Origin of the sequence: Vibrio sp. 11986-1-5 (genome assembly GCF_963878025.1) — a bacterium.
Lineage (GTDB): Bacteria > Pseudomonadota > Gammaproteobacteria > Enterobacterales > Vibrionaceae > Vibrio > Vibrio injensis.
Map to the genome: position 1 here is coordinate 313,433 of NZ_CAWNVW010000033.1, position 25,651 is coordinate 339,083.

Here is a 25,651-nt window from a genome sequence, read left to right on the forward strand (position 1 = left end):
GTTACCTTTCCCTCAAAGCTTCAGCTTGGTATTCTCGAATTGGGCTGAGTAGATAGTCAATAACACGTCGTTTATCCGTTTTAATTTCAGCCACAACCGACATGCCGGGTGTGAGCTCGACTCTCTGACCATCGATGAGAATATTGTTTGTGTTCAGATGCACTTGCGCTGGAAAAACTAATCCTAGCTTTTCATCCGTGGTGGAATCGCGCGAGATACTGAGTAACTCAGCGTCTATCGTGCCATATCGAGTGTAAGGAAAAGCATCGACTTTGACGGTCACGGACTGACCTGGATAGACAAAGCCGACATCTTTATTCAAGATCTGAACTTCCGCTTGTTGGACGTCATTTTCTGGCACAATGATCATTAAGTTTTGCGCAGGTTGCAGCACTGCACCAAGAGTATAAACACTTAGCTGTTGTACTGTGCCATCGACAGGAGAGCGAATGATTTCTAGCTGCTCTCGCTCGCGAACTTTAGAAAGCTCTTGATCTAAGGCCGCGAGTTGCAGTTTGGCTTGTCTGCGTTTTTCCAACCACTCTCGCTGTTTTTGTGCTTTGAAGCCAGTTTGTCTCTCTTCAAGAGTTTGATATTGGGATTTAAGTACCTCTAGCTCTGCACGTTGCTGGGCGACTTGACGCTGTACTTCAAGCAACTCTTTTTCTTGCTCTAGATACTCAATGTGCCCAATCACTTTGACTTGATTGAGTTTCTTACGCGCCGCAAGGCGTTGGCTAATGTTTTCTGTGAGGTGCATTAAAGCATTGATATCGCTTTGACGCGCCGCTTGTGAAGTACGGTTAACCCTCATCTCGGCAACAATGCTCGCTAGCGTCGAATCGAATTCGTTTTTTTCACTGAGATAGTTTTCCTGGACTACATCTTGTTGCTCGGTAGATAAGGCGACAAACATCGGATCTTGAGACAAGGGTTGCCGATTAAGTAACGCACGATAACGAATCAGCTCGTTGGTTTGAAATTCTGCTTGGCTTATCAAACGAGTGATATCTTGGTTAACTCCCAAGGTATCGAGGGTGAGTAATGGTGCGCCTTGCTTTACTCGCTGACCATCTTTGACATGGATACTTAATACTCGGCTTTGTTCATAAGATTGGATCACTTGTGAACGCCCAGATACTACAAGGCGGCCAGTAGCCGTGGCTTGTACATCCAGTTTGCCCCAATATGCCCAAAGTAGGGCGGCAAGCACACCTAAGTTAAGGGTGATGGCCGTTAAACGAGCAAAAGGTGACGGCGGGCGATGAGCCAAAGCAAGATGTGCGGGCAAAAACGTATAATGATGTTCGGCTTTGTGATGTGGTTTTTTTTTAGTGAGCCACAGTTTCACGATGTTCTTCATCCGATAGCGTCCTCTTGTTTGAGCTCTTGCTGAAGCTGCCATAACTGTTTGTATTGTTTGCCGAAGGTGAGTAATTCTTGGTGTGATCCTTGCTCAACAATATTGCCCTGATGTAACACTATGATGCGATCGCAATCTCTTACCGTAGATAAGCGGTGAGCAATGGTGATGACTGTGCGTCCTTTGGCAATGTTAGCCATATTGGCTTGAATTAACGCTTGAGATTCATCATCCAGTGCACTGGTCGCTTCATCTAATATCAATATTTTGGGATCCGATAACAGTGTGCGAGCAATGGCGAGGCGCTGTCTTTGACCGCCAGAAAGCGATTGACCACCTTCCGCTAATATGGTGTCGTAACCCATGGGGAGTTTGAGGATGAAGTCATGGGCACCAGAAAGTTTTGCTGCCGCAATAATTTCTTCTAAGCTTGCTTCGGGTTTAGATTGGGCAATGTTTTCACTCACACTTTTGTTAAATAAAAAGTTCTCTTGTAGCACCACTCCAACTTGTTGTCTCAGTTGTTGAACATTGATCTGATTCAGCGGAATGCCATCAATGGTAATGCTGCCTTGCTCAGGGCTATACAGGCGCAACAGCAGACGGGCGAGGGTGCTTTTCCCTGAACCTGAAGTGCCGACGATCCCCAATGTTTCACCCGCGCGAATTTCTAGTGACAAATTGTTAATGGTCGGTGGGATATCTGGTTGATAACGAAAGAGAATATTTTTGAAGCTAATCGTACCGTATATAGTGACATTGTCACTCCCGGTATGCTGTTCCACGGGAAGGTTAAGCATGTCTCCGAGCTTCTCGATGGCAACACGGGTTTGAATGAATTGTCCCCATAGCTCAACCATACGCGCCAAGGGCTGCGCGATGTGGTTGGTCATCATATTAAAAGCAATCAACTGACCAATCGTCATCTCGAGTGAAAGCACTTCTGTCGCCCCCAGCCACAAAATCGCCACACTGGTTACCTTTTGCAGTAATTGTACTAAGTGGTTTGAGCGGTTATTGAGTTGTTGGACGTCATAGCCCGTTGTGACCATTTTATTTGTTTGTTCGTCCCAGCGTCGGATAAATCTCGGTTCAACAGCTAAACTTTTTAGCGTTTCACTACCAGCTACGGTTTCGGTGAGAAATGAGGTATTTGCTGCTGCATGTGAGAACTGTTTTTCTATTGCACCTTGCATTCTTGGGGTAAGCCACCAAGCGAGTACAATATAAAAGGGGATAGTGGCGATAAACAACCAAGTAAGAATCGAAGAAAGTAAGCTCATCACATAAATAAAGACGAACACGAACAGCAGCTCTATGCTTAAAGTAAACATAGATCCAGTCAAAAACTCGCGAATCGTGTCGAGCTCGCGTACTCGTGTAACAATCGCGCCAATTTGGCGAGATTTGAAAAACATGAATGGCAAACCAAATAGATGTTTGACCATTTTTAGTCCAAGCTGGATGTCAATCCTATTTGCAGTATGTGCGTATTGATATTCTCGCAGAGCGCGCAGAACCACTTCGATAACCCCTGCTACCAATAGGCCAAAAACAAGTACATCAAGAGTCGACCAAGCCTGATGCACCAGTACTTTGTCCATGACAACTTGGAAAAAAAGCGGTGAAATGAGAGCCAGTATTTGCAAAACGAAAGAAAACAAAAAAATCTCACTTAACACTCTTTTATGCTGAAGAAATTCAGGAATAAACCAAGTGATATCAAAGCGAGCCTGTTTTTGATTGATTTTTAAAGATTTCTTGTTCCAATTTTCCTTGAGTTCATCATAGGAAATAACTTCAGGCGTTTCTTTATTAGGCCTTTGCACTAAACATTTATCTTCATTAGTTTTTGCTAAAATAAATGGTGAGCCTTGATTGTCGAATAAGATAACGGGTGTTTTAATCTTATTGATTTTTTTAAAATGTAAGTTTTTTGTAGCTATTTTTATTTTGTATTTATTTTGTATTTTATCGAGTTCTTTCTGGAAGTCATCAGCTTTTGTTAAATTAGTATTTTCTTTAAATCTATCTTTGTTGCTACTGATAATGCTTAAATAAAAATGAATGCATATCAGCGTTAACCTTTCATCGTTGGACATACTTAAATTACTTTGCCGATTAATTACACTTGTTTCGGAAGGGCAAAATCCTAGCACCTTAAGTCAATGCGTTCAATTATCAATTGCATTTGTCTTATCTAAAAAGTACGCGTGTTGGTTATTTTGTCTTCGATTTTCGGTTTTTATTATGATTCAAATCACATTGCCTTGCAATGATTTTGTTGTTTACATTTTTGCAAGCTGAATGAGTAAGCGTCGAATGAAATAGAGTTTTAACTCTAATTTAGCATGTTAAAGTATATTGATAGCAATGAGTTAACGATGTAATATCCAACTTGTAAGAAAATGTTACCATGATAAATGGTTTATTTTTTTATATTTGTCCCTTTGTTCTTACTAGTAGAGATTGTTATTGAAAAATAATCTCTTCCATTTTTGTATAAAATAAGTTTGGAAATTTATGATTGAGAAGTTTGTTCAAACGGTATCGAGTGTTAACTACAATAAAGGGGTTTTTTCTCTTTATTTCGTCGGTCAGGATCAAAATAATATGGCTAACGGCGTAATGGCTGAAAGCGATAATGATCTTGAATTAAAGCAAGTTGTGCATATGCCTGCGTCAGGTTTTATGTATATGGTTTCTATGATCAAGAATATGCTTGAAGATCCTCGTATGGAAGCTGAATTTAATAAGCTCGTCGCGGCTGGTTTTTTACCAGCAGGTGATGTCTCCGCAAATTCAACAGAAGATGCCGTCGCAGAAGAGAAACCCGCAGTGAAGAAACGTCCTGCTCAAATGAAAAAATAACCGTGTATCGGTTGAGATAGGGCTTATGTCTATAACACATCAACCCGCAAATCTCACATTAGCGCAAATACAACAGATGATCGGTGGTGTGATGCTGCTCAGCCAGCATTCGCCGCTTCATCGTCGTTATGTGGTTGCAGAATGGCTGCAACGCATTATGCCTGCGTTTGAGCTAAACCAGTTTTGCTATTACGAAGATGAGCATGGACGGCCAATTGCCTTTTGTAATTGGGCGTTTGTCTCTGAGCAGATCCGAGGTGAGCTGCTCTCTGGTGTGCGCGAAATATCTCCATCCGACTGGCGTTCGGGCCAGCAAATCTACATTCCAGAGATGATTGCTCCATTCGGGCATGGTCGCGAGATTGTCAATGATCTGCGTCGCCGTGTATTTCTTCCGTGGCAGGGGCAGAAAGTCTGTACTGTCCGCGGCAAAGTGGATGCTCAAAATGACCGCTGTATCCGAAAGGTACAGTGGTTTTCTATTTAATTCTTAAAAGAAGAGTTTGGCTTATGGGAAAACCATTTTGGAGAAGTGTCGAATACTTCTTCACAGGAAACTATTCCGCCGACGATGGAAACAACAACATTGTAGCCATTGGTTTTGGGGGACAAATTCATGCCTACGGTGGTGACGACCATATTACTGTGGGATCGATTGGCGCTACCGTATATACGGGGAGTGGCAACGATACCGTTGTAGGGGGCTCTGCATACCTAAAAGTAAATGACACAACAGGCCACCTTACGGTAAAAGGCGCGGCCGGATATGCCGATATTCATAAAAATGGCGATGGCAATGTGTCGTTTGCTGGTGCCGCTGGCGGTGTCTCGATTGATCACTTAGGTAATCATGGCGATGTAAGCTATGGTGGAGTAGCAGCCTATAATGGTCTTAGTCGCAAAGGGGTGAGTGGCAACGTCACCTTTAAAGGTGCGGGTGGTTACAACAGTCTTTGGCACGAAACTAATCAGGGTAATTTATCATTTATCGGTGCTGGAGCTAGTAACAAGTTAGATCGAACGGCATTTAATCGTTACCAAGGCTCTCGTGGTGATGTGACCTTTGATGGTGCCGGTGCCGCGAACAGCATTAGTTCACGTGTTGAGACTGGTAACATCACGTTCCGTGGCGCAGGTGCTGATAACCATTTAGTCCGTAAAGGCAAAGTGGGCGATATAACCCTGCAAGGTGCTGGAGCTTCAAACCGCATTGAACGGACACATCAGGCCGAAGATGTCTACACACAAACCCGCGGCAATATTCGTTTTGAAGGTGTGGGTGGTTACAACAGCCTTTATTCTGATGTGGCCCATGGTGACATTCATTTCTCGGGTGGCGGTGCGTACAACACCATTATTCGTAAAGGTAGCGGTAGTGATTTTGATGCCCAAGGTATGGAATATGCCAAAGCAGATGAGATTGTACTCACTACGGCTCAGATGCACGGTTTATCGATCGCTAACGGCAACAAACTCCATGCTGTCACTGCCATAAAATCACAGCGAGAGCCAAATACTTATCTGTTCGCTATTGTTGATGATACCTACACCAAAATCAACAAAGTCCGTCTTTATAACGATGCTGAAACGGGCAAGCTGAACTATTACTCAGAAGCGTGGTTCAAAAGCGGCAATCATCTGGAAAGCCTAGCCAACGCTGATGTTTCCTCTTCAGGTGGCTTTGAACCTAATCCACTCAAAGGTGGCTACACTCTTTCTCATATTTCCATTGAACAGCAACAATCCGTCACCGTTCATGCGGTTGAAAAAAGCCTGACTGAATATGAGTGGGTGACTTACGCCAATGGTGCGGTGATTGATGCGAAAGAGGTGTCATTGTCGGATGCCAAAATGGGCGGTCATGCGATTTATGCAGATGGCACTAAGGTGGATGTCAAAGCGGTAAAATCCAACCGCCAACCCAACACTTACATTTATGCCAAAGTACTTGGGCCTTACACAAAAATTGTGGTGGTGGAGCTGGCAAATGATGCTGAAACCGGGGCACTGAAATATCAAGCTCGCTCTTGGTATAAAGAAGGTGATCACACGGCCAATATAGCCAACCAAGATATTTCATCTGCAACTGGGTATAACCCAATGGGCAAAGGTGGCTACTCGCTTAGTGACTTGCACTACAGCGTAAACGCCGTTAGAAGTACCAGCGAAACCGTAGCGGATATCGAAGAATACACAGATCAAACGTTGTTTAAACCCGCTAACGATAGCGGTGAAAGCTCGGGTGATGTTCGTTTCAACGGTGCCGGTGGCGGTAACGTCATCAAATCAAACGTGACGCGTGGTAATGTGCATTTCAACGGTGGCGGTATTGCCAACGTGATCCTGCATAGCTCCCAATTTGGTAATACCGAATTTAACGGTGGTGGTGCTGAGAACGTCGTTGTCAAAAGTGGCGAAGAAGGGGATCTCACCTTCCGCGGCGCAGGTTTGGCGAACGTCTTGGTACACCAAAGCCAACAAGGCAAGATGGATGTGTACGCGGGCGGTGCGGTAAACGTGTTGGTTCGCCTTGGCGATGGGCAATATCTCGCGCATTTACTGGCTTACGGTAATATTTCAGTTCACAAAGGCAGTGGTGATAGTCGCGTTGTGATGCTCGGTGGCTACAACACCCATACCCAAGTCGGTTCTGGTAACGGATTATGGTTGGCGGCGGGCGGTTTCAACGTGATGACGCAAGTTGGCAAAGGTGATGTTGCTGCGGTACTTGCTGGCGGCGCAAACGTACTGACCAAAATGGGTGAGGGCGAACTCACTACGGGTATGCTGGGTGGTGCGAACGTAATAACCCATATCAGCAATGATGATCAATTATCGAATACCACGGCAGTGGCACTTGGCGGTGCAAATATTCTCACCAAAAAAGGCAAAGGGAATACCCTTGCTGTGATGGGCGGTGGCGCAAACGTGCTTACCCATGTTGGTGATGGCACCACAACGGGTGTTATGGTCGGTGGCGCGAACATCCTAACGAAAATCGGGAATGGCGACACGACTGGCATTATGCTTGGCGTTGGCAACGTGCTGACGCATGTGGGTGATGGCCAAACCCTGGGTGTAATGGGCGCGGCGGGTAACATCTTCACCAAAGTGGGTGATGGAACCTCTATTGCGGTCATGATTGGCGCGGGCAACATCTTTACCCATGTGGGTGAAGGCAATGCTTGGGCGCTGATGGGCGGCTTGGGTAACGTCTTTACTAAGGTGGGCAACGGTGATGCTCTCGCGTTAATGGTGGCAGAAGCCAACGTCTTCACTCACATTGGCGATGGTATGTCGGTGGCACTGATGTTAGCCAAAGGTAACGTTGCGACAAAAGTGGGCAATGGAACCACACTGGCGGCGATGGTGGGGAACGCCAACATCTTTACCCATATTGGTCATGGCAGAACGTTTGCGGCGATGATCGGCCAAGCCAACATCATGACCAAAGTGGGCAATGATCTCACGGCGGCGCTGATGGTCGGCAAAGCGAATATCATGACCCATGTTGGCGATGGTACCAGCCTAGGGCTGTTTGCTGGCGAAGTGAACGTGATGACTAAGGTTGGTAACGGCACCACGCTAGCGGCGATGTTCGGTAAAGCCAACATCATGACCCATGTCGGCGATGGCTTAACTGGTGTACTCGCACTGGGTGAAGCCAACATCGTTACCAAAGTGGGTGATGATTTCATGGGTGTGGTGGCCGCGGCTAAAGCCAACGTCGTGACTCATGTCGGTGATGCAACAACCGCGGCTGTGTTGGCTGGCAAAGGCAATATCCTCACCAAAGTGGGTGAAGGTACAACCGTTGGTTTATTGATCTCCGATGTTGGCAATGTGATGACCCACGTTGGTGACGGCACCACCATTGGTATTGCCAAAGGTAAGGCTAACTTCATTACCAAAGTCGGTGATGGTTTGGGTGTTAATGTCGCTTGGGGTCAAGCCAACGTGTTAACTCAAGTCGGTGATGGAGATCGTTACAACTTCGCCAAAGGCGAAGCCAACCTCATCACCAAAGTGGGTGATGGCCAAGAAGTCTCCGTTGTGCAAGGCGAAGCCAACATCATTACTCATGTCGGTAATGGCGACGACTACACCGGAGCTTGGGGTAAAGCGAACGTCATTACCAAAGTCGGTCATGGCCAAAACGTGGTGCTAGCCAAAGGTGAAGAGAATATTGTTACTCAAGTGGGTAATGGCGACAGCTTCAACGCTCTATGGAGTAAAGGCAACATAGTTACCAAAGTGGGTGATGGTATGCAGGTGACGTCGGCAAAAGGCCAAGCCAATATCACCACCACGGTGGGTAACGGTTTAAGTGTCACTGCTGCCTACGGCGATACTAATATCAACACCAAAGTCGGTGATGGGGCGTCAGTGAATGTCGCTTGGGGTAAATACAATCTCAATACTCAAGTCGGTGATGGCCTGAATGTCGCAGTGATGAAGGGCAAAGCTAACGCCAATATTCACGTTGGGGACGGCCTCAACATCAATGCTTCCTACGCTCAAAACAACGTTGCCATCAAAGTCGGTAACGGCGATTTCTACAGTTTGGCGGTGGCATCGAGCAATACCAGCAGCAACAAGCTCTCTGCCTTGTTTGATAACATCAAACAAACCGTACTGGGTGTCGGTGGCAGCCAAGCCATCAACTACTTAGTTCAAGGCGATGAAGCCTCCTCATCAGGCACGCATAAAGGTCGTGGTGCGATTGCAACGCCTGAAATCACCAAGCTAGATGGTTTCCACATGGACGCCATTAAGGAAGTCGGTTCTGACCTCGGTGATAGTCTCACGGGCAGCGTGACTAAGGTAGATACTCCTGACCTCAACAAGATGCAACATGCACTCAATGTTGATGATTCTTCCGTGCAAGCTCCAAATCTGATTGTGAACGGTGATTTTGAGCTGGGCGAACATGGCTGGCAATCTACCCATGGGGTTGAAGCCTCTTATGCAGGCAGTGTATATGGCGTAGAGGGTGAAGGTCACGGCGCACGTGTGACCGAGCTCGATACTTATACCAACACCAGTCTCTATCAAGATCTGACTGATCTAGCGCAAGGTGAAGTCATTGCGGTGAGCTTTGATTTTGCAAAACGCGCGGGCCTCTCTAATAACGAAGGCATCGAAGTTCTTTGGAACGGTGAAGTGGTGTTCTCATCGTCGGGTGATGAGTCTGCTTGGCAGCAAAAAACCTTAAAACTGACCGCGCAGGCCGGCAGTAATCGTATCGAATTTAAAGGCACAGGCCACAATGATGGGCTGGGCTACATCTTAGATAATGTGGTGGCGACATCAGAGTCATCGCAACAAGCTAATTCAATCCGTGAGCACGCAACACAAAACCAAGCGACACAGAATGCTCTGTCTGATAAAGAGCGTGCAGAAGCGGATCGCCAACGTTTAGAACAAGAAAAGCAGAAACAGCTTGATGCTGTCGCAGGTTCACAAAGTCAGTTGGAAGCGACCGACCAACAAGCCTTAGAAAATAACGGTCAAGCTCAACGTGATGCGGTGCAAGAAGAATCGGAAACCGTGACCGCCGAGTTGACAAAACTGGCGCAAGGTCTTGATGTGCTTGATGGCCAAACCTCGCATACGGGACAATCTGGTGAGCAATGGCGCAACGAATTTGCCAGCGGTCTGCTGGCTGGCGTTCAAACTCGGCTCGACGATGCTAAGCTGCTCGCCAATGCCAAGATTGCTGAGGCGAAGCAGACGCACGCGGACAATAAAAATAAAGTCAAAGATGCGGTTGCGAAGTCAGAAGTTGCTGTGGTGAAAGCTGAACAGAACCTATCGGAAGTAGATCAAGACATTGCTCATGCTGAAGAAAATGCTGAAAAACGTAAAGCTGATGCTTTAGCAAAAGGCAACGACGCAAAACAAGCCGAATTCGATGCACACAATGCGGTAAATCACGCTCAATCACGCGGTGATCGTGATGTGCAAATGGCAGAAAACAAAGCCAACCAAGCGCAAGCAGACGCTCAAGGTGCTAAACAAAACGAAGGTCATCGTCCTGATCGTCAAGGTGTAAATGGCAGTGGTCTTTCGGGTGAGGCATATCAGGTTGAAGGCGCAGGTGAAACCGCAAGCCATGTTAACGCAGACACACAGGCTAATGCCGATGGCTTCTTTAGCGAAGGTTTGACCGAACAAGAGCAAGAAGCGCTAGAGGGGGCAACCAATGCGGTTAACCGTCTACAAATTAACGCAGGTATTCGAGCGAAAAACAGCGTTAGCCGGGTTACTGCTATGTTCTCTGCAACAAATAGCGAGAGCGTCGTTATTCCTACCACTGTCTCCCCGGAGCTAAATCGCCAAGAAGTGACTCGCAGAGACGTCCGTATCTCAGGAGTGAACCTCGAGAGTCTAAGTGCTGTACAGGGAAGTCAACCAACGGGTCAACTGGCTTCGAAAAGTGTTCCCGGATTTAAAAGTCATTTCGCATCGACATCCATTGGTATAGAAAATGAGCTATCCGGTCTGGTTGTAGTTTTGCCGAAAAACTCGGCGCAGACATTTGGGTATGTGCATGATTCACAAGGTAACCCATTGTTCATGCTAACCAAAGACATGAATCAAGGTGGTTATAGCAATCCTGTTGGTATCAGTGATATTCAAGGGGTGAACAACTGGCAGACGCATACGATTGAACTGGTTACCTATCCTAGTGAAATCAGTGATACGGCAGCGGTTGAAAGTCGTAAAGAGGCAATGCTATGGCTTGCGAAAGAGTTTACCTCTCATATCAATCAGTCTAACCACCAAAGCTTGCCTCACTTAGTGAGTGATGACGGACGCTTCACACTGGTTATATCGAACTATAAGCATCTTATCGCCGCGGGTAACGGGACCTCTATTGATGCACAAGGCAAGACCATAGGGATGACCCCTAGTGGTCAACAAGCCACAGTAGCGATCAGTGCGAAAGAATTTGGTACAAGCTCGTCATCGGAAGTTAGATTACTTGAATCTGCGCCTTGGTATCAGGCAGGGCTAAGAGAAGAGTTTTTAGCAAACTCGAAAAACGCTAAGTTGGATGATCCTGCTACAGCGCAAAATGTGTATGCCTATCTCACATCTGTCTATTCAAAAACAGCAGATTTGGCCAAAGAGTATGGGATCTACATCAATGATTGGGATCCTGCCACTGAAGGTTTTTCTCCGAATGCTCAAGGGTTAACAGATCCGAAAGTCAAAAATGCTTGGAGCATATTGCCAAGAACTAAACCCGTTAGAATGCTGGAACTTCTCAGTGCGGAAGACTCACGCTATGTAAGGCAACAGATTGCGGAAAAGCTGAAAGGCTCCTATTCAGAAAGCCTTGCTAAGAACGTATTTGAATACTTCCAATATGGTGGAGAAGTCGCTGGACATGGAATTAATAATGCGACGACAGGAAGTGTGCAACAGCCTGAACCAGCGATCTTATTTGAGTTTCGCAGTGTACCGAGTGCATTAAGTGACTTTGTACCCAAAACAGAGTCAACCGTGAAAGTAGATGTTAAGGCACTCGATCATTTTAACTCGGCAAGCCGTAAAGCCATCATCACTGAAGTAAATGCTTTGGTTAGCGGTAGTGAGGATTTCGACGCTTGGTATCAGGAGTATCGAGTAAGCAAAGGACAGCCGCCAGTCAAAAATCCTAAGTCCAGTGCATCCGCCAATCACAAAGCTGAATGGTTGATGACGCAGCATGCTGAACAATGGGCGAAAATTACCGCTCCTTATACTGATAACCATGAGACGCTCACATCTACCAAGCTTGCTTCTAACGATAAAGAAGAATTACACGCTTTAGGTGAAACGCCCAATCTAGAACATAACAAGCAGCAAGAAAACGTCGTTTCCATAATTAACACCACGTTAAATGACATGCTGCCATTCTATTCACTGCGTACTGAACGAAACCTACTGATACAAGAAGGAGATGAAGGTTTTGAAGTGCGTGTTTGGCCAGGAACCGATGGCAAGAGTAAAACCATCATTCTTGAGGACCCTGAAGACGCGGCTCAACACAAAGTCATCGAACGCTTCATTCTGGCCAACTTCGATAACTTCGAACAAATGCCTGACGAGCTCTTCTTGGTGGATAACAAGGTGATTTCACACCATGAAGGTCGTACACATGTGTTGGCGCAAAAAGTCGATGGCACTTGGCACTACAACACTAAAGTGGAGCTGATGTCAGTCACTGAGCTGCTGGATGCGGCGAATGTAACAGGCAAGATCCGCGGTGAAAGCTATCAGCAAGTGATTAACGCATTAGCCGAATATCACTCTAGCGTCACTGAATTCTCTGATTACGAGCAGGAATCAATAGAAAAACTGCTCAACCTACGTAAAAAAATTGAAGGCTATGTACTCGGACACCCGGATTCGGGGCGTATTGCAGCAATGAACTCACTGTTAAATCAGGTGAATACTCGTTTAGATGAAGTTTCGGTGCTGTCAGATGCTGAGCAAAATATCCAAGCGAAAGACAGTTTCAGCCGATTATATGACCAGCTAGAAGCCGCCAATTTGAAAGAGAGTAAGCACCTTTATCTGGATCAACAGGGTGACTTTGTTACCAAAGGTAAAGGCAATCCTGCCAATATCGATCTGCTAGGTAGCAGCGAAGCTGCGCTTGAAAAAGTGAAGTCGACAGTAAGTCACGAGTACGGACAAACCGTTGCAGATACAATCTTTGCTGGATTATCAGCCAAAGATCTTGCCAAAGACGGTAAGGGTATTGATATCACTGGCCTTAAAAAAGTGCATTTAGCGATTGAGCAACACTTATCACCCGTCAGCGCAACACTATTTCTTTGGAAACCGAGTGATCATAGTGTCCTTGGACATGCCGCGCTGCAAATTGGTCAGGGCCGTAATCAAATCAATACAGATCAAGCACTAGCATATAACCAGAGTAATTATGTTAGCTGGTGGCCAATGGGGAGTAAGTCATCGAGTTTAAATCATCTATTTGATGTGTCATCAGAAGCGATGCCAGACCTTAAATTGCGCTGGAAAGATTTTAGCCAACCCGCCGCGCAGGGGGAATCTTTAGCGTTTGATATGCAGTCGGAAGAAAATGATGATTTCGGATTAAAAAGCGCTGAAGATAAATTGAAGGATTTTATCAAGCAGTTGGCTTCAGCCTCTGGTGTTGATGAGAAATTTAAAGATATTTCTGAAACGTTTACCATGATGGCATTAATGAACCCTGATATTTTGGAATCGGCCAATATTCCTGAGCATATTTCTAAACCGTTTGTTGACCAATGGAATGACACTAGCTACGACATGCAAGATGTCGCGCAGCGCTTTGCGAAAGAGCTGCAAGAACAAGCGAAAGTTGCGGTTAACTCGGAACAAATGGAACAGCAGATATCCGAAGTTGTGCTGCGATTTGCACAGGATGAACTGGATAAAATTCAAACCTTTAAAGAGATGCAGGCTGACCAAGGCCGAGTATTTCGCATTAACCTAGAAGGTCTTGATGTAGCGGCAATGCAAGCCGAATGGCATCGTCTTAGCAACGATTCGGATGCTCGCTATCAATTGCTGAACAAAAACTGCTCAAGTATAGTCGCGAAGGTTTTGAAAGCGGGTGGGGCAGATAAACTGATTGGGCACACATGGCGACCTAAGTTTGGTGTTTGGACACCGACAGAGTTGTTTAACTTCGGTCAGGCACTACAAGAAGCTCAGCTTGAAATTACCGCCAAGAAGCAAAACCACCAAGTGACAGATGTTCTTGATGTCTTATCAGGTAATGACAAGCAGAAAGAAAACGTCGCGATTGAAAATGATGGTACGCCACCGCGCGATAAAGAATCTCTGAGCCCATTGACTCGATTCCTCAATAATGAGTTATACGGTGAGAAAGACGCGCGTCGTAAGATTGGCGAAATCACACAAACTCTACTTGACCATGCGGTAGAAAACGGTGAATCACAGAAAGTCACTCTGCAAGGGGAAGCTGGCCGTTTAACGGGGTATTACCATCAGGGGGCAGCATCAAGCGAAGGCGACACGAGCACGACAAGCGGCAAAGTCGTATTGTTCTTACATGGTTCTGGTTCTTCAGCCGAAGAGCAAGCGAGTGCGATTCGTAGCCACTATCAGAAACAAGGCATCGATATGCTCGCAGTCAACCTGCGTGGCTATGGTGAAAGTGACGGCGGGCCAACTGAAAAAGGCTTGTACCAAGACGCTCGCACTATGTTCAACTACCTAGTAAACGACAAGGGTATTGACCCAAGCAAGATCATCATTCATGGCTACTCAATGGGTGGGCCGATTGCTGCCGATCTCGCGCGTTTTGCGGCGCAAAATGGCCAATCAGTTTCAGGCTTGTTGCTCGATCGTCCTATGCCAAGTATGACTAAAGCGATCACCGCACATGAAGTGGTAAATCCTGCTGGTATTGTAGGTGCAATCTCTAAGGCAGTGAATGGTCAGTTCTCTGTAGAGAAGAATCTTGAAGGTTTGCCAAAAGAGACGCCGATTCTGTTGCTAACGGACAGTGAAGGTTTAGGTAAAGAAGGCGAGAAGCTACGATCTAAACTTACGATTGCTGGCTACAACGTCACGGGTGAACAAACCTTCTATGGACACGAAGCAAGCAATCGCTTGATGGGTCAGTACGCAGATCAAATTGTCTCCGGTCTGTTCAATGCAGAGCAAGCGGCGGAAAAAGCAGGTGAAGTGCTGAAAGGGCTAGAGAAAGATTTTAAACGCTATGGTGACGCGCTAAAACCAGATACTAGCGTACCGGGTAAATCGAAAGACATTCGTACGACCAAAGATTTCCTAAATGGCTATAAAAACGATCATGCTAAGGCGATCGTTGATGGCTTCCGCTCAGATATGAACATCAAGCAACTGGTGGATCTGTTTGTTAAAGGCAACTTAGGTGCAGAGCAAAAAGGTGCGCTAGCTTGGGAAATTGAAAGTCGTGCACTGAAAGTGACGTTCCAGAACAAGTCTGAGAAGTACAACCGACTGTTCCGTGAGGTTGCCTCTGCTGGGGTGGTGGATACGAAAGCGACCGAACAACTTGCGCCACAGTTAATGCTGTTGAACTTATCGAATGATGGTTTTGGTGGACGTTGTGATCCACTTTCTAAACTCGTTTTGGTTGCTAAACAGCTCGAAAATGATGGTCAAGTCGGCGTTGCAAGACAACTACTGGAGAAGATGTATTCTGCGGCAGCGGTGCTGAGCAATCCAACCCTTTACTCAGACAGTGAAAAAGCTAATGCAAGCAAGTTGCTCAGCAGCTTAGCGGCCATTCATGCAAAGAACCCAATGCATGATACGTCGATGAAAGTGTGGCAGGAAAAGCTGGAAGGTAAGCAAGCGCTGACCGTAAACGGTGTGATTGAGAAGATCACTGATGTATCGGTTAACGGTAAACCTATATTGTTGGAACTTGATGCTCCTGGGCATGCGATGGCGGCTTGGGCAAAAGGCTCAGATGAAGATCGTGTCTACGGCTTCTATGATCCAAATGCTGGCATTGTTGAGTTCTCGTCAGCAGAGAAGTTTGGCACCTACTTAACACGTTTCTTCGGCACATCTGATCTAAAGATGGCTCAAAGCTATAAGTTGGGTAAAAACGACACAGGTGAAGCGATCTTCAACCGTGTGGTGGTAATGGATGGCAACACGTTAGCAAGCTACAAGCCGACCTTTGGTGACAAGACCACCATGCAGGGGATCCTCGATTTACCTGTGTTTGACACAACACCGATTAAAAAGCCAGGTACTCCAGATGTAGATAGCAATGCAAAAGTTGTAGATGACACGAAAGAAGCATTGGCTTATGGAAAGACACTTCATAATCAAGATGTCAATGGCTGGGATCCTATAGCGGTTACGCCAACGACAGAAGGCGGTAAAAGCCGCTTTGATGGTCAAGTGATCGTGCAAATGGAGAACGATGATGTTGTTGCAAAAGCGGCTGCGAACCTTGCAGGTAAGCATCCAGAAAGCAGTGTCGTGGTGCAGCTCGATTCAGACGGCAACTATCGCGTGGTGTATGGCGATCCATCAAAACTGGATGGAAAGCTACGTTGGCAGTTGGTGGGGCATGGCCGCGACCACTCAGAAAGTAACAACACTCGCTTAAGTGGTTACAGTGCCGATGAGTTGGCCGTGAAATTGGCCAAGTTTCAGCAGACGTTTAATCAAGCGGAAAATATCAGCAGCAAGCCAGACCATATCAGTATTGTCGGTTGCTCCTTAGTGAGTGATGACAAGCAGAAGGGCTTTGGTCATCAGTTTATTAACGCGATGGATGCCAATGGTCTTCGTGTCGATGTCTCTGTACGTAGCTCTGACATAGCGGTAGATGCTGAGGGGCGTAAATATACCAAGGACGCGAATGGCGATTGGGTTAAAAAGGCAGAAAACAACAAAGTTTCACTAAGCTGGGATGCGCAAGGTGAGGTTGTTGCCAAGGATGAACGTATTCGCAATGGTATTGCGGAAGGTGACATCGATCTCTCTCGTATTGGTGTCAGCGATGTCGATGAACCAGCTCGTGGCGCGATTGGTGACAATAGTGACGTGTTTGATGCGCCAGAAAAACGTAAACCAGAAACGGAAGTGATTGCCAATTCTAGCAACAGTAATCAACTCAGCTACTCAGGTAACATTCAAGTTAACGTGGGCGAAGGGGAGTTTACGGCGGTGAACTGGGGGACATCGAATGTGGGCATTAAAGTCGGTACTGGTGGCTTTAAATCGCTGGCCTTTGGTGACAATAACGTTATGGTTCATATCGGTGACGGTGAAAGCAAACACAGTGTTGATATCGGTGGCTATCAAGCACTGGAAGGTGCGCAAATGTTCCTCGGTAACCGTAATGTGAGCTTCAATATGGGACGAAGCAATGATCTGCTGGTGATGATGGAAAAATCCATCCCGACTCCGCCACTGGTCAATCCATTCGACGGTGCTGCGCGTATTTCTGGTGTACTACAAAACATTGCAACTTCAGGGCAAGGAGAGGGTTGGCTTGCCGCTCAAGAGCAGCAATGGACTCTCTCTGGTGCGAAAAAGTTCGTCAAAGATATGTCTGGTTTGGATCAAAGCAGCAGTGTGGATTACAGCACATTAGTTGAATTGGATTCACAAAATGAACGTGATAGCCGAGGCTTGAAGCACGATGCAGAAGCGACACTGAATAAACAATACAATCAGTGGCTAAGCGGTAACGGTAATAGTGGCACGAGTCAGCTCAGCCGCGCTGACAAGCTTCGTCAAGCCAATGAAAAGCTGGCGTTTAACTTTGCCGTAGGTGGACAAGGGGCGGATATTCAAGTCACGACGGGTAACTGGAACTTTACTTTCGGCGATAATATTCAGTCGATTTTGGATACTAACCTAGGTTCACTGTTTGGTCTGATGACACAGCAATTCACGGCAACAGGGCAGGCTAAAGCCACCTTCACTTATACGCCACAGGATCTGCCGCGTCAGCTCAAGAATAAGCTACTTGGTAAACTCGCTGGTGTAGGCGCAGAAACCACGTTGGCCGATATTTTCGGTGTCGATTACACCGCATCTGGTCAAATTGTTTCGCGTAATGGTCAAGCCGTCGATGGTGTTGCGATCCTCAAAGAGATGTTGGAAGTCATTGGTGAATTCAGTGGTGACCAGCCGCAAGCCTTTATCGACCCGGCTAAGTTACTAGATAGTCTGAAAGCGGGTATCGACATGGGAGCGGATGGCATTAAGTCTTTTGCTGAAACTCATGGTTTGAAAGAGAAAGCGCCAGAAGAGGAAAAGGACAACTCTTCGGTTTCTGTCAATGGTGCGAGCGCGAACAGTACGCAAGGTGCAGCTGATGGCAACACCGAAACAACAGAAACACAAGATCGTGCCTTTGGCTTTAACTCGCTTAACCTGCCTAACTTGTTTGCGACTATCTTCAGTCAAGATAAGCAGCAGGAAATGAAGTCACTGGTCGAGAATCTTAAACAGAATCTCACTGCCGATTTGCTGAACATGAAGGAGAAAACGTTTGATTTCCTTCGTAATAGTGGTCATCTCCAAGGAGATGGTGATATCAACATCTCTCTAGGAAACTACAACTTCAACTGGGGTGGTGATGGTAAAGATCTCGGTGCGTATCTCGGAGACAACAACAATTTCTGGGGGGGCCGAGGCGATGATGTGTTCTACGCAACTGGCACATCAAACATCTTCACTGGCGGTGAAGGAAATGACATGGGCGTTCTGATGGGACGTGAAAATATGATGTTTGGGGGTGAGGGTAACGATACAGCGGTAGTTGCCGGACGAATTAACCATGTGTTCCTTGGTGCGGGTGATGATCAATCATTCGTCTTCGGTGAAGGTAGTGAAATTGACACAGGAACCGGTCGTGACTACGTGGTTACCTCTGGCACCTTCAACCGAGTCGATACCGGTGACGATCAAGATTACACCGTGACGATTGGTAACAACAACCAAGTGGAACTCGGAGCGGGTGATGACTTTGCCAATGTCTTTGGTAACTATAACCGCATTAATGCTGGTACTGGTAACGATGTGGTTAAACTGATGGGTTACCATGCTGTACTCAATGGTGGTGACGGTGATGATAATCTGATTGCTGCTGCCATCTCTAAGTTCAGCCATTTTGACGGCGGTGAAGGTCGAGATCTGATGGTACTTGGCGGTTACCAAAATACCTTCAAAGGTGGCACAGATGTCGATAGCTTTGTCGTAAGTGGCGATGTTATCGACAACCTTGTGGAAGACATCCGCAGCGAAGACAACATTGTCTTCAATGGCATCGATTGGCAGAAACTGTGGTTCGAACGCAGCGGATATGACCTGAAATTGTCGATTTTGCGCGATCCGTCAAACGACAGCGACCAAGCCAAGTTTGAGCATATTGGTTCGGTGACGTTTAGCGATTACTTCAATGGCAATCGTGCTCAAGTGGTGATCGCTATGGGTGATAAAGACGCAGCCGGTGAACGGAATTATACCGCATTATCGGATAACGCTATCGATGCCTTAGTCCAAGCCATGAGTGGTTTTGCGCCTCAAGTGGGAGACAATGGATTTATCGATAGCCTAGACAGCAAGTCTCGAGTCGTTGTCACCACAGCGTGGGCAGATGTCGTTCACCAAAAAGGCTTAATCGCATAAACAAGTATCAACTCAAAACTTAAGCTACAACAAATAAAATAGCTTAAATGCCCGCAAACCCCACCTTAGTGTGGGGTTTATTTTGGGTACAGCGTGCCATCGTTTATCAGAATTGAACGCTCAACAACGTCAAGTGCTCGATCATATTGATGTATTAATTGATGGTAAATTTGATCAAGACAAAGCGGATCCAAGTTTACCGTGGCGGGGTAGCCATAATCAGCTGATATATAGTTGTAAAGTGTAAAAATTACTTTCGGTTTTATGGTTTCTGGTGTTTACTTGAAAGTCATTACTTGAATTTCAAAGGGTTGTGACTTTCATGCTAGACCATTTATCTGAACCAGTATTAGATCCTATTCTTTCTCTCTCCGTTGCTTTTCGCCAAGATCCCCGTCCTGAAAAGGTCGACTTAGGCATTGGCGTCTATAAAAATAGTCAAGGCCAAACGCCGATCATGCAGGCGGTGCAACTGGCCCAGCAAAAGGTGATGGAAACGCAAACCACTAAATCTTACGTTGGGCTTGCCGGTTGTGAAGAGTTTAACCACAGTATTACCCAATTAGTCTTAGGTCATGAACACTCATTATCTGACCGTTTAACTACCATTCAAACTCCCGGAGCCAGTGGCGCATTACGAATGTTGGGGGATTTGATGCGTGTTGCCCAGCCCGATACGACGGTATGGTTAACCAATCCCAGCTATATTAACCATAAACCAGTCATGGAAGCGGTAGGATTAAAAGTAAAATACTATGCTTATTTTAGTCCGGAAACCAAAATGGTTGATCTTGCTGCCATGATGGACGATCTGGCTCAAGCTGGGCCGAAGGATGTGGTGTTACTGCATGGCTGTTGCCATAACCCGACAGGAGCGGATATTGATTTTTCCGTCTGGCAGATGATAACAGAGTTATCACTTAAACAAGGTTTTACTCCATTTGTGGATATTGCTTATCAAGGTTTTGGTGAGTCACTTGAAAGCGATGCTCAAGGTGTGCGTTATATGGCACAACGGGTAGAAGAAATGCTAATCACTACTTCGTGCTCGAAAAACTTTGGCTTGTATCGTGAACGGACAGGAGCGGCAATCGTATTAGGTAAAAACGCTCAGCAGGTCGCTAATGCTCGAGGTAAAATGCTGACCCTAGCACGCGCTACTTATACTATGCCGCCTGATCACGGAGCAGCTTTAGTAAAAACCGTGTTACAAAATGAAAAGTTGACCAACATTTGGCAGCAAGAATTGACTGAAATGCAGCAGCGATTGTTAAGCCTTCGTCAAACCTTGTGTAATGAGTTGAGAAATCAACATAATACGTCACAATTCGACTTTATCCAAAGCCACAAAGGGATGTTTACTATGCTCGGTTTTAGTCCAGAACAGATGGGTCGTTTACGTGATCAGTTTGCGATTTATGCGGTGGCAGATGGCCGAATTAATATTGCAGGTCTAACGGAGAAAGACATCCCTTATGTAGCAGAGGCCATCGTTAGCGTGTCATAAAAGTAGTTGAATGAGGTAAATGAATGAAACAACCATGGAAAATCCTTCTAACGTTGCTGCTCAGTGGTGGTTTAGTCGCTTGTGCGATGGTACCGCCTTCTGAGCAAACTGAAACCTCAACACAAATTGAGCAACCCGAGCCAGAAACAGAATCTGCAAAACCGGAAGTTGAAACCCCAGAGATTGTTGAGCCAGAAGTGCCGGTGGCGACCAAAACGCCCGATGGTAAACTGATTTTTGGTGAAAAAGAGTGGGTTTATGTTCCTGCTATTGAGGAGAGCTTTCGGGCTCGCATCGATACTGGAGCCACTACTTCTTCAATTAGTGCGGTAGATGTTGAAGCTTTTGAGCGCGATGGACAAGATTGGGTCAAGTTTCGTATTGAACATGATGGAATAAAAAGTGGTGAGATCAATTTACCTGTTGAACGTTGGGTACGCATTCGTCAATCGTCTGATAATAATTATCAGCGTCGTCCGGTGGTAATGATGTGGGTACAGCTTGGGGAAATGAAAGATCATACTCAGTTCACTTTAGCTAATCGAACTCATCTCACCTTTCCTATACTACTAGGGCGTAGCTTTTTTCGGGATGTCGCAGTGGTCGATGTGAGCCGAGAATATGTCCAAGGTAAGCATCAATAACATCCACAGTGGTAGAAGTAATGAAACAAAAAAGTCAGCGTATTGCTGACTTTTTGCTTTTTTGAACAAGGAGCACAGAGCCTGATAGCTTGCACCATGGCTGAGAGATTAAGCTTGAACAGCTTGTGTACTTGCTGCTGCGCGTGATTTTAAAAACGCATAGCCTACACCTGTCACGATAGTACCGGCGGCGATCGCTACTAAATACATCAATACTGGCGTGATAGCATTAGGGATCAACAAGACAAATAGCCCACCATGCGGAGCCATGAGTTGTGCACCAAACAGCATGGATAGTGCTCCGGTTAATGCCCCGCCCACCATACACGCTGGGATAACTCGCATTGGATCTTTGGCAGCAAAAGGAATTGCCCCTTCAGAGATAAAACACAAGCCCAGTACAAATGAGGCTTTGCCTGCTTCACGTTCACTTGCTGCAAATTTATTTTTGGCTAAGAAGGTAGCAAGGCCCATTCCTAATGCGGGGACCATGCCTGCCGCCATGATCGCAGCCATGGGAGCATAGGTGTTTGAGGCAAGGAGACCAACACCAAAAGTATACGCCGCTTTGTTAACTGGGCCACCTAAGTCAAAGCACATCATTGCACCAAGAATAATGCCTAACAACACGGCATTGGTTGAACCCATGCTATTTAAAAACTCCGTCATTGCCGACATGATGCCTGAAACTGGCCCACCGACGATATAAATCATCACTAAACCGGTGACTAAGCTGGCGATGAACGGAATGATTAAAATCGGCTTAAGCGCTTCCATTGACTGAGGCAATGATACGTTGTCAGCAATCCATTTTGCGCTATAACCGGCGATGAAACCGGCGGCAATGCCACCTAAAAAGCCAGCGCCCGTTGAGCTAGCGAGCATGCCACCAATCAGACCAGGTGCCAGACCAGGACGGTCTGCAATAGAAAAGGCAATATAACCAGCCAGTACGGGGATCATCAGTGCAAAGGCGGAACCACCACCAATCGCCATTAAAGCCGCGGCAAGGGTGCCTTCTTCTTTAAAAGCTTCAATACCAAACACGAAAGAGAGGGCGATCAGTAAGCCACCAGCAACGACCACTGGGAGCATGTGTGAAACCCCAGTCATCAGGTGTTTATAGACGCCTTTTTTCTCGTCACTAGACGATGCACTACTTGATCCTGAGTGTTGGTAAGTGGTGGCTTGGATCAAGGCTTTATCCATCTCTTCAGCCGTTTTTTTCAGTGCTGGGCCAGTTTTGGTGCGATACAGCGCTTTACCATTAAAGCGCTCAAGAGGCACTTCAATATCGGCGGCAATAATCACTAAATCGGCCTCGGCAATATCTTGTGCCGTGAGTTGATTTTTGGCACCGACCGAGCCGCGAGTTTCGACTTTAATTTGGTGGCCACGACGCTTGGCTTCTTCTTCCAGCGCTTCCGCTGCCATGAAAGTATGAGCAACACCGGTTGGACACGCGGTGATAGCGACGATTTTTTTCACCGCTGATGTAGTGGATGAACTTGGCGCCGTAGTGGTAACGGCTGAGGCGTTAAGCTCGGTCGCTTGTTCAACGGCGGTGGTTAAGTATGCAGTGGGATCGCTGGTGCAGGCTGAAATCTCACTTTGGTAAACTTTTTTACCGACAAAACGTGAAGTATCAACTGGCGTATTGGCAGCGATGATCACAACATCGGCTTGAGCAATGTCGGCTTCGGTTAACGTGACTGTATTTAGTATCGAAGAGTGGCACTCGACAGCGGCATTCCAGTTCAGCGATTTCGCAGCTTGTTCTAATAAACCTGCGGCGATAATGCTATTGGCAACCCCGCTGGGGCATGCGGTAATGATGGCAATATTCATAGTGTTGACCTTTTATCGTTATGGTTAGTGCATAGACTAATCAATGGTTTATCCTAGTAACTTTGTTAAGTTGTGTGGTTATAATTGGATATCATTTTGTAGAGCGGTGACTTTTTCTATATCAGGAACGCCAACCCCCACTTGGGTGACTGCCAGAGCGGATAGCGCGGTTGCAAAGGTGATCAATGATGGTTTATCCATATTTTGCATATGCCCCCAACACAGGCCTGCCACTAAGGTATCGCCAGCACCGACTGTACTCACAACCGGCATTTTAGGTGGCTTGGCGTGCAGCCATTGACCTTGATTGAGCCACATTGTGCCTTGTGCGCCCATCGACACCACAATATTAGCGATACCTTTATCGGCCAGTTGTTGAGCGGCAGCTTGACAGGCTTCTGGGCTATGCAGTGGATAGCCCACAAACTGAGCCAGTTCTTCTTCATTGGGTTTAATTAACCATGGCTTTGCATCGACTCCGGCGATTAGGGCCTCGCGGCTACTGTCAAACAACACTTTTTTACCCAGTAACCCCAACTGCTCAATCCAGCTGGCGCAGCGTTGTGGTGAAAGGCCGGATGGTAAACTGCCTGCAATAATGAAGTACTGGTGATCTTCGGCGAGCTGAAACAACCTTTGTTCGAAACGTTGAATATCTTGTTCATTAACATGAATGCCGGGGAAATTGATGTCGCTGACTTGGCCAGATTGCTCGACCAATTTGACATTAATTCGTGTCGCTCCAGGTAGACGAATAAACTGATCGTTTGCCCCTATCTCAGTGAAGAGTTGACAAAACATTTCTTGGTTATCTTGACCAAGAAATCCTGTCACCGTGACTTGAGCGCCAAGGTCGCTGAGCACTTTGGCCACATTGACCCCTTTACCTGCCGCATGTAATGAACCTTGTTGGACTAAGCTCACTGAACCAAGATGGAGCTTTTCCATACTGCCAGTGAGATCAAGTGCTGGATTCAAGGTAATGGTAACGACTTTCATATTCATCATCGGCTCCTTAATGCTCACCAAGACCGGATTTAATCGCTGCGCCAATCGATTCAAGGGCAAGAGCGGCATCTGGTCCTTCAGCGCTAAACTGGAGTTGGTGGCCGTGTTTCACTCCGAGGGCGATCACTTTCATCAAGCTTTTCGCGTTAGCTGCTTTACCATCACCATCTAAATTGACCACCTTGATGTTGGCTTGAAACTTTTTCGCTTCTGCGACGAGCATAGCTCCAGGGCGAGCATGCAAACCATGTGAATTGGTAATTTTAAAGATAGCGGTTTCAACATTGGCGTTGGTTTCTGGGTGGCTTGAAGCGACTTGGGCGTTGTCTTGAGAAAACAACGCGACCAATTGATGGGCATCCGCTTGTAATAATTGCTCTTGCTGCTGGTTGAAGACAAGCTGGGTGATGATGTTAAGAAACGAGCGATGGGCATCATTACAAGCGGCAATAGCGATCAAGGCTTTGACAGCAATGCCTTGGTACTCACAATGATTAGCGGTAGAAACAAATGACATCGCACTGCGAGTGACACTTTTATCACTACTGACTAACCATAATCCTTGGCCTAAATGCGTTGGAGATTTGGTGACCAGATCGGCGACAAAAGCACTATCAGTACAGCCAGTATTTTTCAGTAAACCACCCGCGACCGCTGTCATTTGCAGCATGTCACTGGCAGGAAAGAGTAGTTGAATCAATGCAGGATCAAAATCAGCGCTAAATTGTATTTCACCATTAAGCAGTGCGACTAAATCACTCGCTTGCTGTACTTGCTTAAGCTGATTTTCAACGCCATCGGCAGAGAGCACCTTGGTCAGTTGCTTTAATATGCCTAAATGTTCATCGGATTTGGCTGCAATACCAATTGCAACATACACAATATTACCGTCCCCCCAATCAACACCATTGGCAAAATGATGCACGGTGACGCCAGTCTGTTTAACCAGATCGCGAGTTTCAATCGTGCCATGGGGGATGGCGATACCACCGCCTAAAAAGGTTGAATTTTGCGCTTCGCGATTAAGCATACCTTGAACATAGCCAGACTCGACCAGCTGTCTGTCGGTAAGATCTGCTGCGATAGCACGAATGGCATCTTGTTTGTTTGAGGGTGTCTGCGCTAATCGAATATCTTGCGTAGAGAGTTGCAACATGTTTGGCCCCTTAGCCAGAAATGGCTTGTGCTGATAATGCGAGTTACTTTTCTGTTTATACCCTTCCTACTTGA

The 25,651-nt window shown here is 46.4% G+C and carries 10 protein-coding genes and 1 pseudogene; 6 read left to right on the forward strand and 5 right to left on the reverse strand.

The window, feature by feature from the left end; genetic code table 11:
• Window position 1: 1 nt before the first annotated feature.
• The gene (locus AACS00_RS09325) at window positions 2–1,363 is read right to left on the reverse strand and encodes an HlyD family type I secretion periplasmic adaptor subunit (protein WP_258306850.1); all 1,362 of its coding nucleotides are present in this window, start codon (window positions 1,361–1,363) and stop codon (window positions 2–4) included.
• Window positions 1,360–3,465 carry an RTX toxin T1SS ABC transporter subunit RtxB gene (gene rtxB, locus AACS00_RS09330; protein ID WP_181397535.1) on the reverse strand — a complete coding sequence of 702 codons (2,106 nt, stop codon included), beginning with the start codon at window positions 3,463–3,465 and terminating at the stop codon, window positions 1,360–1,362. Before rtxB ends, AACS00_RS09325 begins: the two co-directional genes overlap by 4 nt.
• Before the next feature lie 421 nt (window positions 3,466–3,886).
• Between rtxB and rtxH the strand changes: the two genes are divergently transcribed.
• From rtxH to AACS00_RS09360, 6 genes and pseudogenes are all read left to right on the forward strand, one after another.
• Window positions 3,887–4,234: a protein RtxH gene (gene rtxH, locus AACS00_RS09335; protein ID WP_072671106.1), complete on the forward strand. Its 348-nt coding sequence runs from the start codon at window positions 3,887–3,889 to the stop codon at window positions 4,232–4,234.
• Window positions 4,235–4,259: 25 nt separating this feature from the next.
• On the forward strand, window positions 4,260–4,721 hold the full coding sequence (rtxC, locus tag AACS00_RS09340) for an RTX toxin-activating lysine-acyltransferase RtxC (RefSeq protein ID WP_110167205.1): 462 nt from the start codon (window positions 4,260–4,262) through the stop codon (window positions 4,719–4,721).
• Window positions 4,722–4,744: 23 nt separating this feature from the next.
• Window positions 4,745–19,414, forward strand: coding sequence for an MARTX multifunctional-autoprocessing repeats-in-toxin holotoxin RtxA (rtxA, locus tag AACS00_RS09345; RefSeq protein WP_181397537.1), 14,670 nt, complete (start codon window positions 4,745–4,747; stop codon window positions 19,412–19,414).
• Window positions 19,415–19,511: 97 nt separating this feature from the next.
• Window positions 19,512–19,661, forward strand: a pseudogene (locus tag AACS00_RS09350) (4Fe-4S cluster-binding domain-containing protein); the annotation flags it as partial.
• Between the two features lie 75 nt (window positions 19,662–19,736).
• On the forward strand, window positions 19,737–20,921 hold the full coding sequence (locus tag AACS00_RS09355; protein ID WP_110167208.1) for an amino acid aminotransferase: 1,185 nt from the start codon (window positions 19,737–19,739) through the stop codon (window positions 20,919–20,921).
• A 23-nt stretch (window positions 20,922–20,944) separates the two neighbouring features.
• On the forward strand, window positions 20,945–21,565 hold the full coding sequence (locus AACS00_RS09360) for an ATP-dependent zinc protease family protein (protein WP_110167209.1): 621 nt from the start codon (window positions 20,945–20,947) through the stop codon (window positions 21,563–21,565).
• A gap of 108 nt (window positions 21,566–21,673) precedes the next feature.
• On the opposite strand, the gene fruA is transcribed toward AACS00_RS09360, so the two are convergent.
• From fruA to fruB, 3 genes are all read right to left on the reverse strand, one after another.
• Window positions 21,674–23,413, reverse strand: a complete 1,740-nt coding sequence (gene fruA / locus AACS00_RS09365; protein ID WP_110167210.1) for a PTS fructose transporter subunit IIBC — start codon at window positions 23,411–23,413, stop codon at window positions 21,674–21,676.
• A gap of 78 nt (window positions 23,414–23,491) precedes the next feature.
• Complete coding sequence (pfkB, locus tag AACS00_RS09370) at window positions 23,492–24,418, reverse strand: 1-phosphofructokinase (RefSeq protein ID WP_072671112.1); 927 nt, start codon at window positions 24,416–24,418, stop codon at window positions 23,492–23,494.
• 10 nt (window positions 24,419–24,428) lie between these two features.
• Complete coding sequence (fruB, locus tag AACS00_RS09375; protein WP_110167211.1) at window positions 24,429–25,577, reverse strand: fused PTS fructose transporter subunit IIA/HPr protein; 1,149 nt, start codon at window positions 25,575–25,577, stop codon at window positions 24,429–24,431.
• Window positions 25,578–25,651: the final 74 nt, after the last annotated feature.

Excerpts from the sequence above, each read along its gene's own strand:
- AACS00_RS09325 (WP_258306850.1), bottom strand. The coding sequence starts at position 1,363 with ATGAAGAACATCGTGAAACTGTGGCTCACTAAAAAAAAACCACATCAC.
- rtxB (WP_181397535.1), bottom strand. The coding sequence starts at position 3,465 with ATGTCCAACGATGAAAGGTTAACGCTGATATGCATTCATTTTTATTTA.
- rtxH (WP_072671106.1), top strand. The coding sequence starts at position 3,887 with ATGATTGAGAAGTTTGTTCAAACGGTATCGAGTGTTAACTACAATAAA.
- rtxC (WP_110167205.1), top strand. The coding sequence starts at position 4,260 with ATGTCTATAACACATCAACCCGCAAATCTCACATTAGCGCAAATACAA.
- rtxA (WP_181397537.1), top strand. The coding sequence starts at position 4,745 with ATGGGAAAACCATTTTGGAGAAGTGTCGAATACTTCTTCACAGGAAAC.
- AACS00_RS09355 (WP_110167208.1), top strand. The coding sequence starts at position 19,737 with ATGCTAGACCATTTATCTGAACCAGTATTAGATCCTATTCTTTCTCTC.
- AACS00_RS09360 (WP_110167209.1), top strand. The coding sequence starts at position 20,945 with ATGAAACAACCATGGAAAATCCTTCTAACGTTGCTGCTCAGTGGTGGT.
- fruA (WP_110167210.1), bottom strand. The coding sequence starts at position 23,413 with ATGAATATTGCCATCATTACCGCATGCCCCAGCGGGGTTGCCAATAGC.
- pfkB (WP_072671112.1), bottom strand. The coding sequence starts at position 24,418 with ATGAATATGAAAGTCGTTACCATTACCTTGAATCCAGCACTTGATCTC.
- fruB (WP_110167211.1), bottom strand. The coding sequence starts at position 25,577 with ATGTTGCAACTCTCTACGCAAGATATTCGATTAGCGCAGACACCCTCA.